The sequence below is a fragment of the Paenibacillus sp. FSL M7-0896 genome, from assembly GCF_037975415.1.
In the GTDB taxonomy this organism is placed as follows: Bacteria; Bacillota; Bacilli; order Paenibacillales; family Paenibacillaceae; genus Paenibacillus_AQ; species Paenibacillus_AQ silagei.
Genome location: NZ_CP150250.1, coordinates 3248832 through 3262792, shown reverse-complemented (window position 1 = coordinate 3262792; position 13961 = coordinate 3248832). Strand labels below are relative to the sequence as shown.

The following is a 13961-nucleotide window of genomic DNA, read 5'->3' as shown; positions in this document are numbered from 1 at the left end:
CGTTTAGAACTTCAGTACGACTACCCCGAGAATCATCATCCCGATGCCGATAAACTGCGGCAGCTTCATCTTCTGCCGGACTACGCCGAACCAGCCCCGGATATCAATGATAAACGTCAGGCAGAGCTGGGCAATCAGCAGCGCCGAGATCGTCAGCGTAACCCCAATGTTCTGAATCGCCGTTACCTCACTGAAAATCACGAAGGCGGCCAGACCGCCGCCGCTGATGTATAGCGGATGTACCTTACGGAAGCCGTGCTTTTTGCCGTCCCGTACCACCAGCGCTATCGCTAACGCCATAATGAATCCGGTAAGCTGGGTAATGGTGGCCGCCTGCCATGTGCCGATATCCTGACTGATTCTGGCATTGGCTACCCCCTGAAGTGTAATGCAGGCTCCGGCCAAAAATGCGAATAGTATCCCTCTCATCTGACTCTCTCCTCTTTTTGCTTCTCTGTACTTATTAAAAGCCAGTTCGCCGGATTCGGGAAGGACATATGTCCTATTCGGTAAAAGTGTGCTTGCCGCGCCGCCTGCATCGCCCTGCTAAAGAGACAACAAGCCCGTTTCAGGCCGGGTTCCGGCTCAAAACGGGCTTACTCTCTCTTCTATATTCAGGAGATGAGGCTCATCTCCCGCAGCTTGTCCATGATGATGACGCTGACCGCCGATACCCGGTCTATGTCCTTATAGGTTAACCAGGCCAGCTCTTCAATCTCCGAAGCCGGGGCAAGCTCACCTGTGAAATCTGCGGTAAGGCAGGTCATCCGCACGAGCACGCCTTCCGCTTTGCCATGGGCCGGAGCCTCGAAGCTTCCGAACTCCGCAATCGTCTCCGGCAGGATCTGAACGGACAGCTCCTCTTCAACCTCACGGATCAGAGTCTCGGCATCACTCTCGCCGGACTCCCGCTTGCCGCCGGGGAAATAATAGGTGTCCTTGCCTGCGGAACGCGCGCCCAGTACCTTGCCGTCCACAACATAGATCCAGGCTACCTTATCTATTACATTAGTCATTGTCAATCTGCACCTTTCCTTCTACGTCACGCTGACACGGTACTGCTCGTTTAAGAACCGTGTACCCGTTCCTGCTTGCTGCTTGAATATGCATATGCTGTCCGGCCTCTTCCCAGGGTACTGCATACCCCTCACCCTTGGCGCAAAAAATAGACGCCGAGGAGTAGGCCGGATCTGCATTTTTATTATAATTCCGCTGCTCCACCACCGCCTTGGTCTGGTGGCAGGGCTCATATCCTGCTACTCTGAGCGACATCGATCCCTTGCCCTGCGTCATCGCCGCCAGTCTCACTCCGTAATTCATGAAGCTTGCCGCCGGAACTGTGCCGGTAATTACAGCCTTGGACGGTGTAATATCCGGGGGATTGAAGCGGCCTCCGGCTTGCTGGATATCACTCATAACCTTTCCCACATCGTCCGGATCTATCCGGATTTTCAGGTCGTAGACCGGCTCCAGCAGCAGATTCTCTGCCTGCTCCAGCCCCTGGCGCAACGCGCGGTAAGCCGCTTCCCGGAAATCGCCGCCGCTCGTATGCTTATTATGCGCCCTTCCCGTAAGCAGGGTGATCTTCAGATCCGTCAGCGGGGAACCGGTCAGCAGGCCGTGATGGCCGCTCTCCAGCAAATGCTGCTCAATCTGATGCTGATAGCCTGCCGCCAGATCATCCGGGTGGCAGCGATTAATGAACGTGATCCCGCTCCCGCGTTCCCCTGCCTCAAGCATCAGATGAACCTCGGCGTAGTGGCCCAGCGGCTCGAAATGCCCGCAGCCATAGACCGTACCGGCAATAGCCTCCTTATAGAGAATCTCCGGCGCGCCAAAAGAGATCTTAAGCTGAAACCGCTCCGCCACAATCTGCTCAAGAATTTCCAGCTGTATCCCGCCCATCACTTGAATATGCAGCTCCTGAAGATCTTCATCCCAGCTTACATTCAGTGACGGATCTTCCGCGCCGAGCTGTCCGAAGGCATGCATCAGCTCCTTCAGGTGCACGGGCGGCTTGAAGAGCACCTTGGATTTCAAGGTGGGAATAAGTCCGCTGCCCTGCGCGTCCTGAAGTGCGCCCACTCCCGCACCCGGAAGCACGGAGCTTAGGCCGACAACGGCGAACAGCTCCCCGGCGGCAGCCCAGTCAGCAGCGCTATAAGCAGTACCGTTGTACTTACGGATTCCGGTAATCCGTTCGGAAGTTTGTTCCGCTTCGGGTCCATACGCCAAGCTCTCGCGGTTCTTCAGGACTCCCTGCAGCGCTTTGATGTAGGTGATGCGGGTACCTCTGGCATCGTGGCGGATCTTGTAGACCCTCCCGGCAAAAGGCAGCGTATAATCGTACTCCGTGAACGTGAGCGCATCCAGTACCTCCAGAAACTCACCCACACCGCGATCCAGCAGTGCTGAGCCCTGCATACACGGAAAAATCTCTCCACGCTTCACCATAGACCCCAGCGCACTGCGGCAATGGCTCTCCGTCAGCGTGCCTTCAAGATAAGGTTCCAGCAGTATCTCCTCGCGTTCGGCAAGGAACGATTTCATTTCCTCGGTCCACGCAGCTTCCGGCTGCTCCGGCAACAACAAAGCATCGCCACTAAGCAGCTGCCGGATCTCTTCCAGGACCCGTTCAGGATCACTGCCTGCACGATCGGTTTTGTTAATGAAGAACAGGGTGGGAATCCGGTGCTGGCGCAACAGCTGCCAGAGCGTTTCGGTGTGGCTCTCTACACCCTCCACCGCGCTGAGAATCACCACTGCATAGTCCAGCACTTGCAGACAACGCTCCATCTCCGGGGAGAAATCGACATGGCCCGGCGTATCCAGCAGGAAATAGCGGGCATCCTTATAGGTGAACTCCGCCTGATCGGCGAAGACGGTAATCCCACGTGCTTTTTCAATCTCATGGGTATCCAGGAAAGTATCCTGATGGTCCACACGCCCCCTGCTGCGGATGGCTTCGGTATGGTAGAGCAGCTGCTCGGCGAAGGTCGTCTTCCCGGCATCTACATGGGCGAGCAGTCCGACAGTTATATTCATACAGTACCGCTACACCTCTCCACGGATATATGGAACCACCTCTGACTGGTAAAAGGCAGCCAAGCGCTCCATATCCCCTGGGCTGAAGGAGGGTACATCCAGAGTGGCCAGATTATCGTTCACCTGAGACTCATTCTTGAAGCCCGGAATCACACAGCTGACGGCCGGATGGTCCAGAATCCAGCGCATAGAGGCCTGTGCCATATTGCCACGTCCTTCAGTGATCCACTCCAGCTTCTGCGCCAGTTCTACACCTTTAACAAAAGGCAGCCCGGCAAAGGTTTCGCCCACATTGAACTGCTCCCCGTTCGCGTTGAACTTGCGGTGGTCGTTGTCCTGGAAGGTACTGGACGGCGTGAATTTGCCGGTCAAGAGACCGCTGGCCAGCGGCAGGCGCACCAGGATGCCTGCACCCTTGGCAGCAGCCTGCGGCAATAGCTCCTGTGCCGGCTGCTGGCGGAACAGATTGAAGATCACCTGCAGCGCCGCAACGCCAGGATACTCCAAGCAGAGCAAGCCCTCCTCGATAGTCTCAACGCTGACGCCGTAGTGACGGATTTTACCCTCGGCCTTCAACTGGTCCAGCGCCGCGAACACACTCCCATCACGCAGAATCTCCATCGGCGGACAATGGATCTGATACAGATCAATCGCTTCCCGCTCCAGACGCCGCAGACTCTGCTCACAGTATTCACTGATCCGGCGCGCGGAGTAATTCTCCGGGTCATGGATATCACCGGCGCGGCAGAACTTCGTGGCAATATGTATCTCATCCTGCTTGCCCCGGGTCGCCTTGGCGAGCAGCTCCTCCGCATGGCCTCCGCCATAGACATCTGCGGTATCGAAGAAATTCACGCCCTGCTCCATCGCCGCCTGCAAGCCTCTCAGCCCGTCCTCATCCTTGCTATTCCCCCAGTCCCCGCCAATCGCCCAAGTGCCAAAGCTGACCTCACTGACAGACAGACTCGTGTTTCCCAGTTCGCGGTATTTCATTCTATGAACCTCCGTTTATGAGTTTGTGTGGAACCGTTCACAACTCTTCTTATTATGAAGGGTTTGGGCGGTCAGGTCCAGTTGGCAGCCGGATTTCACTCGAAGCTTGGCCATCACTGTGGTGAACACAACATTCACATGGACTTCCCGCCTGCGATCTGGACGATCTTCTGAATCGCGCCGGGTACTTCATCGCTGTCGTTGATTACAAACAGATACTCCGTCTCATGGACGGCATAATCCACTAACGTCCGGGTCAGAGCATTCTTGAGCGTATTCGCCCCTTGCTTGGGCAGCAGACTTTCGTACCGGGTATTGATGAATTCAGCCAGATCATCCCGGTCAATGACAACCGATTCAGGTAAGCACCGCTCTAATTCTCTGGCAAATGTGGTCTTCCCGCTATGTGTTTTACCGACTGTAAGGATTGCTAACCTCTTCATCAATACCGCTCCTCTACGATAAAAGTACGAAGCTCTTTCGTTCTCTCTCTGCGGGTAAGACTATCCTTCCATGACAAAAGCAAATACCGGATAACTCTCCACCGGCTCGAAGCCGAGCCTCAGCGCGAGCTTATGTGAAGCCATATTCTCATGCGTTGTTTCCCATAAGGGAAGCATTCCATGAACGAGATAGTGACTAATTAACGATACAGCGGCGAGTGTAGCATAGCCCTTCCCGCGCTCCGATTCTGCATAAGTATCTACATCAATGAAGTACCTGTTATTCACGCTGAAGCCGTTATTTTTGCAAATAGAGACCACTTCATCCCTGATCTTCACTACAGCACCAGTGGTTGTCAGCCCAATGAACCTGTCCTCTCGTACAGACCCCTTATGGGTGAGCACGGGAAATTCCTCGCAGGCGACAGATAGATCTCCATCCAAGGGGATAGCAGCACGCCTGTTTTTTAGCTGAACAAATCGTTCGCTATTGAACTCATAGACCGACTCCATATGTCTGTCTACGCTCAGCCCGGCAATCTCCAGCTTCAATAGTTCCGTCCATGAATCACTATCATCCGTATAGATCTCGAACCATTTCTCTTGCCTCTGTCGGCAATCAGGTACGACTACCGTCTGCAAAAAAACCATCAGCTTCAGCCGGTTGATCTCAGTACTGATATCTCCGGCAGCATACATCCATCTCCCCGTAGCCCATACCACAGCCAGTGTTGGTGCTTCCGTATGATCAGCAAATACCCGCCCGGGATAATTCTCCAGCAGGACGGATAAGGCGGGAAGGTGATGCTTTTTACCGGCATAAAAATCATAAACTGCAGCAAAATTCTCAGGTTGCAGCTCCAAAAGCTTATTCAGCTCATTCATTACGCTTCCCTCCATGTATGTATCTCACTTCAATACCGCAGCACCAGTACAAACCGCATACCCCGCTCAAGCGGCTCCGCGAAGATATCGCCGCCCATCTTCTGCAGCAGCTGCTTGCAGATGAAGAGGCCGAGGCCATTGCCCGGCTTGCCGTCCGCATTGGACCCGCGCCAGAAGCTGGTGAAGATATGGGGCAGCTCGCTCAGGAGCAGCGGCTCTCCCGAATTCTCGATCACAATCAGCTGGCGGTAATCCTCCTCGCGGAAGGTAATAGAGATCGACCTGCCGTCTCCATACTTAATGGCATTCTCAATGAGATTATTCAGCACCTCATGCAGCCGTTCTTCGTCTCCAAGCAGCAGCTTGTCCTGATAAGCACCTGCAGTGAGCTCCACCTTCAGCAGCTCCAGCCGCTCCTTATGGTTACGGATGACCTTGCCGACCAGCCCGCTAAGATAGAACTCTCCCGGGGCCACCTCTATATTCTGCAGAGAAGAGACGGAAGCGGTGATGATCCCGCCGATCAGCTGCTCCATATGTTCTGCTTGCTGACCAATCAGCCGGGCGGCCGATTGCCGCTTGACTTCGCTGTCATAGAGGCCGTCCGCCAGGGCGCTGGCGTAGAGCCTGATCGTGGCGACTGGAGTTTTAAGCTCATGCGAGAGGGACGCGATCAGCGTCTGGCGGTCCTTTTCCAGGCGGAGATTCGTCTCTTTCTGGGCATCCAGTGTCTGCCGCAGCAGGTCCAGCCCCCACACGAACCGGCCGAAGTACCGGCTACGGTGCTCCTTCATACCTATGCTCAGCTGCCCCCTGGATAACTCATAAGGCAACTCCTGCAGAGTATGGAACGGCCGCAGAATTTGCTTACGGATGTAGAACAGCAGCACCATCACGGCTCCAAGCGCCGCCAGCAGGAACAGATCCAGAACCAGAAGTGCATGAACATCCGGCCCGGGCATCCGGTAAGAGAACCTTAAGTATCCTGCGATTTGCTGATCCGCATACAAGGGCTTGACCGTGAATTCATTGGCATCCCCCACCCCGATACCGGCAAAAAAGCGCTGAACCTCATCCGGCCCCGCTTCCTTCCCGATCCAGCTTAAGCCGTTCACGTAGGTATACCTGTTCAGATCAGGCAGCAGTTCCTCCGGAGGAATTCCTCGCTGCACCTGCTCATAGATCCGGTTGATCTCTATCCGGTAAGCCTTCCCGGCCGTCCCTGTCTCCCTGGAGGATACATATCCATTAAGAGCCGCTATGAACGTCAGTCCGAGAAGTAACGCCCAGAGCATCAGCCTGTTAAATGCCTTCATATTTATATCCCACTCCCCAGATGGTAACGATGCGCCTTGGATCTTTGGGGTTATGTTCGATTTTGTCCCGCAGCTTGTTCATATGTACGGTCAACGTGGACGGCTCACTGAAGCTGTCTGCCCCCCATACCTGCTGGAACAGCCACTCCTTGCGAAGCGCTTTGCCCTTGTTGCTCATCAGCAAGACCAACAGCTCGTACTCTTTGGCTGTCATCCCGAGAGGCTGGCCGCTTCTATATACTACTCTTGCGGTCTGATTCACTGTAAGTTCGCCATCCGTCAGCAGCAGCTTGTTCTCGTTCATCTCATAACTCCGCCGCAGGTGCGCCTTGACCTTCGCCGTCAGCAGAGGAGCCGAGAAGGGCTTCTCCAGGTAATCGTCCGCACCCAGTTCAAGCCCGATAATCTTGCTCTCATCCCCGTGGCGTGCGCTCATGATCAGAATCGGCAGATTGAACTTCTCCCTGGCGATTCTGCATACGGCGAAGCCGTCCAGCCCCGGCAGCATAATATCGAGCAGCAGCAGCTTGACGGCATTCGTCTCCAAATAAGCCAAGCCCTCTTCCGCAGAGGCCATACTGCATACAGAATATCCTTCCACCTGCAAAAAATCCTTCATCACCTCCGCCAGCTCCGCATTATCCTCAATGATCAGAATATCCGCCACGGCTCTCTCCTCCTGCTGCTTGCAGCTTCCTACCAGCCCATCTCCATCAGCCAGCCGGTCAGGCTGCGTTCACGTTCCCTCGGGCCTTGCTCCGGCATATATTTGCCCAGCACATGCTCACCCTGAATATTGCCATCTACCATATACAGCACCTTATCACTCTGCGCGGCTACCTTTACATCGTGTGTAACCACCATCAGTGTTGTTCCTTCCCGGTTGATCCGGCAGAGCTCGGACATGACCTCCTGTGCGGCTTTGGAATTGAGCGCACCTGTCGGCTCATCCGCGAACAGCATAGCCGGCTTGTTGATGAGCGCCCGGCAGATGCAGGCCCGCTGCAGCTGTCCGCCGGACACCTCTGTAATGTCATGGCCCGCTGTCTCCATAATGTTCAGCTTCCGCATCAGCTCATCGGCATATTGATTCACCTCGCTGCGGCTGCGTCCCTGTCCGCCTCTCTTGCCGCTCAGCGACTCATAGCCTGATAGAATAATATTATCATAAACCGAGAGATTGCTCAGCATATGCATCTGCTGGAAGATGAAGCCCATTTTGTGCAGCCGCAGTTCAGCCATGCCCTTCTCAGAGAGCTGCGAGAGACTCTCCCCGTCAAATACCACCTCGCCCGCCGTAAGCCGGTCCATCCCGCTGACGGTATAGAGCAGCGTAGACTTGCCCGAACCGGACGGCCCCATGATAGACACGAACTCCCCGGCATGAAGCGAGAAATTGATATTCCGCAGCACGTTATTCTGACTTTTATTGACGATATAGGTCTTACATAGGTTGGTTACTTCCAGTACTGCTGCCATTTCGCCACTCCTTCTTTTCTTTTAATATAAACGCTTGGATCTATTTACAAGAATCACAAAGTTATAAACATTGAGCTTAATCGTCGCTGCGGTGAACATTTGGACTTCCGGCCACTGTTAGGTTTGGATTTCCTGATTTGGACCGCTGCTCGCGGTAGAAATCCAAACCTAAAGGCGGACGCTACCGCTCCTCCAGTTCCAAATTTCCCCTCCGCTCCTTTAGCTTTTTGTTATTTCCCGTGATTCTTATTCTAGAATCCAATCGCCTATTCCTTATTCATATTCCATATCTGCACACGCTTGATCTGGCCGCAACTGGTGTACACTGCCAGCATGACCACGGCAAGGATCAGCAGCGGATACAGCAGATAGACCTGAAGCGGAAGAATATTTAACTGGAGGCTGGTCAGTCCGAAGATCCGGAAAATGAGACCCAGTAGGCGGCTGCCTAGGGTATTCGCAGCGATTACGCCCAGCACCAGCGAGACGGACATAATAATCAGAATGCGCAGCGCCTGCCACCGCCGGATCGCGGCATTCGTGAAGCCGATGCTTTTCATGACAGCAATGCCGTGAACCTCCTTCGCAATCATCAATCGGACGAACAGGCTGGTGATGAAGAACGTAATGAGGCAGATGATTGCCGTAAGCAGCCCGTTGATGCTGTGAAGCTGGCCCATGAAGCCGCCCGTGATCTCTCCCAGCAGTTCAAACGAGGTTTTGAAGCCTTGTTCCGGGAATTGCTGCTGAATTTCCTTCATCATCCCTGCCTTCGCTTGCTCCGGGGCATGGAGTTCGCCGGAGAACATGTAAGCGGGTATTGTCTTCAGCTCATAGTCCCGTGCAATCCAGACCGCGTACCCTTCGTTGGAGATACTTTGAAACAGTCCGCTGATCATGAAGGTCCCCTGAACCCCGCCGATTTCAAAAGTAATATTGTCGCCCACCCGCTTCCCGTATTTCCCGGACATGATGGTCGTAATCGCAATTTCATTCTTCAGCAGCGGGGCCGTTCCCTCCAGAATCTCAACAGACCCGTTCTGATCATTCTTCTGGCCGTTGATCCGCCGGTTGGCCTGCCCGTTATCGGAGATATATTTGGTACTTACCGTATAATTCGCTGTAAGCGTGACCTCGAAGCCCTGATCCTTCAGCCGCTTGGACAGGAGTGCCTTGTCCTGTTGGATCTTCTCAACGGGTTTCTCTGCCACGACGGTTGAGCTATAAAAATCCGCACCAATTGTACCTAAATATTCCAGGAACTTAGGAGTTACAATGGTATTGGTCAGATTGACCGGGATCAGAATGATCGCGGAGCTTAGGATCAGCGTCAGGATCAGCGAAGTGTAGCTCTTGAGCCGGTTCAGCACATCGCTCAGCGCGAGGAAGAACGGGGGCCGGAGGAAACGGCTTTTGTGTAAATGAATGCGCCGGGATGCCTTGAAGCGTTCGCCGGTCTGGCCTTGCCGGATTGCATCGATGGCCGAGGCCTTGTTAATCTTGCGCATGCAGAGTAAGCAGAACAGCAGAATGAATGCGATCATAACCACCGTGCTAAGCGCCGAGATCATTATATTGGTGCTGCCTCCGGGTAAAATCATATATTGCGAGGTTTTGCGGGACATCAGCGCAGTCAATGGGAGACTGATGCCGAGTCCGAGAACGCCGCCGAGACAGGCCAGCCCTGTATATTTTGTCAGGTAGAGCTGCTTGATCGCCCGGTTCCGGAACCCGATGGCCTTCATAACACCAATCTCCTTGTATTCATCCTGCAGGGTGGAGACAATGGTGAAGCGCAGGGTCAGAAAAGCAATGAAGATCAGAAACACGCTAATCGCAAACATCATGGCCGAGATCATCCGGTCCGTCATATAAGTCATCTTGACCAGCGCCTTATCCACCTCGAAGCTGATGGGCAGATCACTGTTCGCAAAAGAAGATGATATCTCAGTAGACGCTACACCCGGTGCCGCCACGAAGCTCCATAGATTCATCCGTTTATCTTCGGGCACCAGCTTCTCTATTTCCTTGAAATCCTCTGCTGACAGCATGAGGCGCTTCAGTCCCAGCAGATCTGCCCCCATGAACGCATCCTTGAAGTAACCGTTCACCGTGAACGTTCTCGTAATCTCACCGAACTTAAGCTTCAGCTGCTCTCCCGGTACGATACCACTGCTTAGCATCAGGCTGGCCGGAAGACCGATCTCCCCTGGGCGAAGTGAATATCGCTCATTGTCTTCACCGAAGACCAGGTTCACCTGCTCAGGAATGGCGGACAGCACGAAGCTTACATTTCCCGAGAAGCTCTTGCGGCCTTCAGGCATCGTAACCTGATTCAGTAAGAGATTGAGCTGCCGTTCTGTATAAGCTGTCTCCACCTTCTTTTCCTGCTTGACCCAGTCTTCTACTGCCGAGTTATAGACGGGGTCATTGGCCAGCGTGATATTAAGATCCGCCACCTTGCTGGCTTCGATGAAGCTGCCCAAGGCGCTGGAGGTGGAATACATCAGGCTGGAGCTGCTTGCGGCTAGTGTGGAGGCCAGGATGATGAGGATCAACAGAACGGTATTCATCACCTTTTTACGCCGCAAATCCTTTTTTAGAATAGTCAGGAACACGTTAATTTTCTCCCTTCGTCAAGCTCTGTCCTGATTATAAGACTTCAAATGTTAAATAATCCTTAAGTCGGTCCAATCCTTGCTTACCCTATGAAAACAGCAAAAAGAGCTACGGAATAAACGCTCCATAGCTCCTTAACTGCCCTACCTCAGAATTGCCCTTTAGCAAAATTGTAAAATGCCAGTGCGTCTTCCCATGCCGGGAATCCGGCCTGAGCCAGCTTGTCGCTGCCCCCGCCCTTGCCCTGGTATCCGCCCAGATGAGCCTTGAAAAATGCCCCGCACGAGAATTCCGCAGAGCCGCTATGCGCGAGTACGGCCTTATTCTCCGCCGCACTCAGCAGCAGCACCGGAAGGTCGGTCAACGCCGTCAGCTTCGCAGCCAGACTCTGTAGATCCTTAAGCGTTCTCCCGTCCGACATATGCGTGAGCACCCGGCTGCCCTCTTCCATAGAAGCTAACAGGTCCCGGGCCAGATAGCTGTCGTTCTGCTCCTTCACGGCAGCCAGCTCTGCTACCAGCAGCTTCTGCTCCTGCTCCCATTTGCTGATCCGGTCCATAATTTCGTCCTTGTTCGTATTGAATTTGGCCGACAACAGACTCAGGATTTGCATTTGATCGTTGAATTCCGCAAGCGCCCGGCTCCCGCATTTGAAGGTAATCCTGATATTGCCCTTCTGCTTCTCGGACCGCAGCAGCTTGATCATCCCAATCTCCCCTGTCGAAGACACATGGGTGCCGCCGCAGGCGTTATGCTCAACACCTTCAATCTCGACAATCCGGATGTCCTCCGTTACCTTAGGAAGCTTCACCAGCGGCAGCTTGGCCATTTCCTCTGCGGTCACGAAGTAGCTGGTAATTGCGCGGTTCAGATAGATCTGACGGTTCACCTCTTGTTCAGCCTCCGCCAGCTGCGCCGCAGATAGTTCCGGCAGATCAAGATCAATCGTGGCATAATCGCTGCCCAGGTGGAAGCTCTGTGTCAGTGCCTGATACAGCTCGCGGAATACCGCCGACAACAGATGCTGGCCGCTATGCTGCTGCATATGGTCGAATCTCCGGCTCCAGTCGATGGCGCAGTCTACTTCAGTCTGCCCGGGAAGCTGCGCTACTTTATGCAGTACCTCCTGATCCTCCAGCACCACATCCAGTACAGCAATCCCGCCGATGGTACCCGTATCGCAGGGCTGTCCGCCGCCGTGCGGGTAGAAGGTCGTCTCCGCAAGCGTCACATAGCTCCCGTCTTCACGCTCTATCGCGGAAGTGATCACGGTACTCCATTCTTGAATATAAGCTGAATCATAATATAGCTTCTTGGTCATCCCTTAAGCTCCTCCATTCGCGTCCGTTGCAGGTCCGAAGAACTTCTCCATGACCACGTAATCCTTGCCGCCTTTGCTGAACACTTCATCCGTTCTCTGCATGCCGAATTTCTTGTAAAAGCCTGCCTTGTACGTTCTGGCATTACAGAAAATCCGCCGCACCCCCGCCTTCTCCGCTTCCGCAAGAACCGTCTTCAGCAGCTTGCTGCCATAGCCCTGGCCCTGCTCCAGCTCCAGGGTAGCGAATTTGCGGAACTGTGCATCTGTGCCGTTGACGAAGAGGGATAACACAGAAACCAGACGCTCCCCCACATACAGCCCGTAATGCTTGCCTTGATCGTCATCTGCCAGCTTAATATAATCCGGCTCCCGCTCAGGCCACATCACTTCATGCCTAAGCTTCCATACTTCTTCCTTATGTATAAGCTTGATCTCCATCTCATCCACTCCATTAGTTGTGCTTAATGCATCGTATCCCATATTTGCTTGCCGATCAATATGACAGTGACTGTAATGAATAACGGCCGAATATACGCTGCCCCTTTGCGGATCGCCATCCGGGAGCCGACAATGGCTCCAATCACCATCGGAATCCCCAGAATCAGCCCGTGGGTGTAGCTGACAGAGCCCAGGGCAATGAATGTAAGCAGGCTTGTGATGTTGCTGGCGAAATTCAGGATTTTGGCGTTGCCTGCGGCGGTGACAAATTCAAACCCCATCATCAGAAAAGCGAAAATCAGAAACGACCCCGTTCCCGGGCCGAAGAACCCGTCATAGAAGCCGATTATGAGCGCTGCCATGCTTCCCGCCAGACGTAATTTACCGTTGCTGGCAGAGAAGGTGGAGACGTCTCCCCAGGCTTTTTTGAACAAGGTGTAGATTGTAATGACCACCAGCATCACGATCACCAGCGGCTTCAGGAACTCGGAAGGCACCTGACGGACAGTCAGCGTTCCGGCCATCGCTCCAATGATCGACAGCGGGATCAGCGTCCGCACCAGCTTGAAATTGATTTTGCCGGAACGCACGAACGAGGCGGTGCTGGTCAGCGAACACATCGAACCGGCCAACTTGCTGCTGCCGAGCAGCAGGTGAAGCGGAATCCCCACCGACAGCAGGGCCGGAATCGCGATCAGTCCGCCGCCGCCCACTACAGAATCAATTAATCCAGCCAGAAATCCACATACCACCAATATAAGAACCATACTGAGTGTCCAGTCTTCCATTACTGAGTCATTCCCCCTGTTACTCTAATCTATTTCCATCCGTGAGCGGCATACCAGACGCCGTCCCTGAATGTATTCCAGGCCTCCTGTACGAACGGGATGATATTCTCCGGCAGCGCATCCACCGGGAACCAGCTTACCTCATCGCATTTGTCCGGCTCCATGTTGTGGATCACTCCAGTCCACTGCTCCGCCCTGAAAAAGAAATCCACCCGCTCATCCCCGGAGGTCCGCAGGTACATCGTTCCGATCAGGGTAAGATCGGCGGGAGCTATAACCGCACCGCATTCTTCCCGGACCTCGCGGATGGCGGCGGTATGAAGCGGCTCGCCGCCATCCAGCTTCCCGGCAGGCAATCCATACTCCCCGTCATGATGTCCTGTATTCTTCCGTCTCAGCAGCAGGACTTGCCCGTCCTTAATCAGAAATACATGAACCACACTGACTAATCGAAAGACTTCCATTCCAATTCTTCCTCTCCATTCTCACTGAACAAAATCACCCTTACGGGTGAATGAGATTACCTGCGCGCCAGCAAATGTATACTGTTTTTCACATACATTTGGTCTATGCGTCTCCGTGCGAGTACAATGTATGCTGTTTTTCACATATATTGGGTTCATGCGCCTTCGTG

General features: G+C 53.9%; 13 protein-coding genes and 1 pseudogene. All 14 read right to left on the bottom strand.

The window, feature by feature from the left end; translation table 11 throughout:
* Window positions 1–3: 3 nt before the first annotated feature.
* The 14 genes and pseudogenes from MKY12_RS13865 to MKY12_RS13800 all read right to left on the bottom strand — a co-directional run bounded on the left by MKY12_RS13865 (window position 4) and on the right by MKY12_RS13800 (window position 13791).
* Window positions 4–429 (bottom strand): DMT family transporter, encoded by a 426-nt coding sequence (locus MKY12_RS13865; RefSeq protein WP_209990314.1) that lies wholly within the window; start codon window positions 427–429, stop codon window positions 4–6.
* A gap of 185 nt (window positions 430–614) precedes the next feature.
* The gene (locus MKY12_RS13860; RefSeq protein ID WP_339314123.1) at window positions 615–1016 is read right to left on the bottom strand and encodes an NUDIX domain-containing protein; all 402 of its coding nucleotides are present in this window, start codon (window positions 1014–1016) and stop codon (window positions 615–617) included.
* Window positions 1009–3045 (bottom strand): translation factor GTPase family protein, encoded by a 2037-nt coding sequence (locus MKY12_RS13855; protein ID WP_339314122.1) that lies wholly within the window; start codon window positions 3043–3045, stop codon window positions 1009–1011. The genes MKY12_RS13860 and MKY12_RS13855 overlap by 8 nt, the downstream gene beginning before the upstream one ends.
* Window positions 3046–3054: 9 nt before the next feature.
* Window positions 3055–4038, bottom strand: coding sequence for an aldo/keto reductase (locus MKY12_RS13850; RefSeq protein WP_339314121.1), 984 nt, complete (start codon window positions 4036–4038; stop codon window positions 3055–3057).
* A gap of 233 nt (window positions 4039–4271) precedes the next feature.
* Window positions 4272–4481, bottom strand: a pseudogene (locus MKY12_RS13845) (ATP-binding protein); the annotation flags it as partial.
* A 60-nt stretch (window positions 4482–4541) separates the two neighbouring features.
* Complete coding sequence (locus MKY12_RS13840; RefSeq protein WP_339314120.1) at window positions 4542–5366, bottom strand: GNAT family N-acetyltransferase; 825 nt, start codon at window positions 5364–5366, stop codon at window positions 4542–4544.
* A gap of 29 nt (window positions 5367–5395) precedes the next feature.
* Window positions 5396–6682 (bottom strand): HAMP domain-containing sensor histidine kinase, encoded by a 1287-nt coding sequence (locus tag MKY12_RS13835; RefSeq protein ID WP_339314119.1) that lies wholly within the window; start codon window positions 6680–6682, stop codon window positions 5396–5398.
* Complete coding sequence (locus MKY12_RS13830) at window positions 6669–7349, bottom strand: response regulator transcription factor (RefSeq protein WP_036728619.1); 681 nt, start codon at window positions 7347–7349, stop codon at window positions 6669–6671. The genes MKY12_RS13835 and MKY12_RS13830 overlap by 14 nt, the downstream gene beginning before the upstream one ends.
* Before the next feature lie 29 nt (window positions 7350–7378).
* A complete protein-coding gene (locus MKY12_RS13825; protein WP_339256561.1) occupies window positions 7379–8161 on the bottom strand; it encodes an ABC transporter ATP-binding protein in 783 nt (260 codons plus the stop codon).
* Between the two features lie 266 nt (window positions 8162–8427).
* Window positions 8428–10779, bottom strand: a complete 2352-nt coding sequence (locus MKY12_RS13820; RefSeq protein ID WP_339256559.1) for an ABC transporter permease — start codon at window positions 10777–10779, stop codon at window positions 8428–8430.
* Between the two features lie 149 nt (window positions 10780–10928).
* Window positions 10929–12101, bottom strand: a complete 1173-nt coding sequence (locus MKY12_RS13815; RefSeq protein ID WP_339314118.1) for an alanyl-tRNA editing protein — start codon at window positions 12099–12101, stop codon at window positions 10929–10931.
* Between the two features lie 3 nt (window positions 12102–12104).
* Window positions 12105–12539, bottom strand: a complete 435-nt coding sequence (locus MKY12_RS13810) for a GNAT family N-acetyltransferase (protein ID WP_339256555.1) — start codon at window positions 12537–12539, stop codon at window positions 12105–12107.
* 23 nt (window positions 12540–12562) lie between these two features.
* Entirely contained in the window at window positions 12563–13327 is a 765-nt protein-coding gene (locus MKY12_RS13805) for a TSUP family transporter (protein ID WP_339314117.1), read from the bottom strand.
* A gap of 29 nt (window positions 13328–13356) precedes the next feature.
* Window positions 13357–13791: an NUDIX domain-containing protein gene (locus MKY12_RS13800; protein ID WP_339314116.1), complete on the bottom strand. Its 435-nt coding sequence runs from the start codon at window positions 13789–13791 to the stop codon at window positions 13357–13359.
* Between the last annotated feature and the right edge of the window lie 170 nt (window positions 13792–13961).

Excerpts from the sequence above, each read along its gene's own strand:
- MKY12_RS13810 (WP_339256555.1), bottom strand. The coding sequence starts at position 12,539 with ATGGAGATCAAGCTTATACATAAGGAAGAAGTATGGAAGCTTAGGCAT.
- MKY12_RS13805 (WP_339314117.1), bottom strand. The coding sequence starts at position 13,327 with ATGGAAGACTGGACACTCAGTATGGTTCTTATATTGGTGGTATGTGGA.
- MKY12_RS13815 (WP_339314118.1), bottom strand. The coding sequence starts at position 12,101 with ATGACCAAGAAGCTATATTATGATTCAGCTTATATTCAAGAATGGAGT.
- MKY12_RS13800 (WP_339314116.1), bottom strand. The coding sequence starts at position 13,791 with ATGGAAGTCTTTCGATTAGTCAGTGTGGTTCATGTATTTCTGATTAAG.
- MKY12_RS13850 (WP_339314121.1), bottom strand. The coding sequence starts at position 4,038 with ATGAAATACCGCGAACTGGGAAACACGAGTCTGTCTGTCAGTGAGGTC.
- MKY12_RS13865 (WP_209990314.1), bottom strand. The coding sequence starts at position 429 with ATGAGAGGGATACTATTCGCATTTTTGGCCGGAGCCTGCATTACACTT.
- MKY12_RS13835 (WP_339314119.1), bottom strand. The coding sequence starts at position 6,682 with ATGAAGGCATTTAACAGGCTGATGCTCTGGGCGTTACTTCTCGGACTG.
- MKY12_RS13825 (WP_339256561.1), bottom strand. The coding sequence starts at position 8,161 with ATGGCAGCAGTACTGGAAGTAACCAACCTATGTAAGACCTATATCGTC.
- MKY12_RS13860 (WP_339314123.1), bottom strand. The coding sequence starts at position 1,016 with ATGACTAATGTAATAGATAAGGTAGCCTGGATCTATGTTGTGGACGGC.
- MKY12_RS13840 (WP_339314120.1), bottom strand. The coding sequence starts at position 5,366 with ATGAATGAGCTGAATAAGCTTTTGGAGCTGCAACCTGAGAATTTTGCT.
- MKY12_RS13855 (WP_339314122.1), bottom strand. The coding sequence starts at position 3,045 with ATGAATATAACTGTCGGACTGCTCGCCCATGTAGATGCCGGGAAGACG.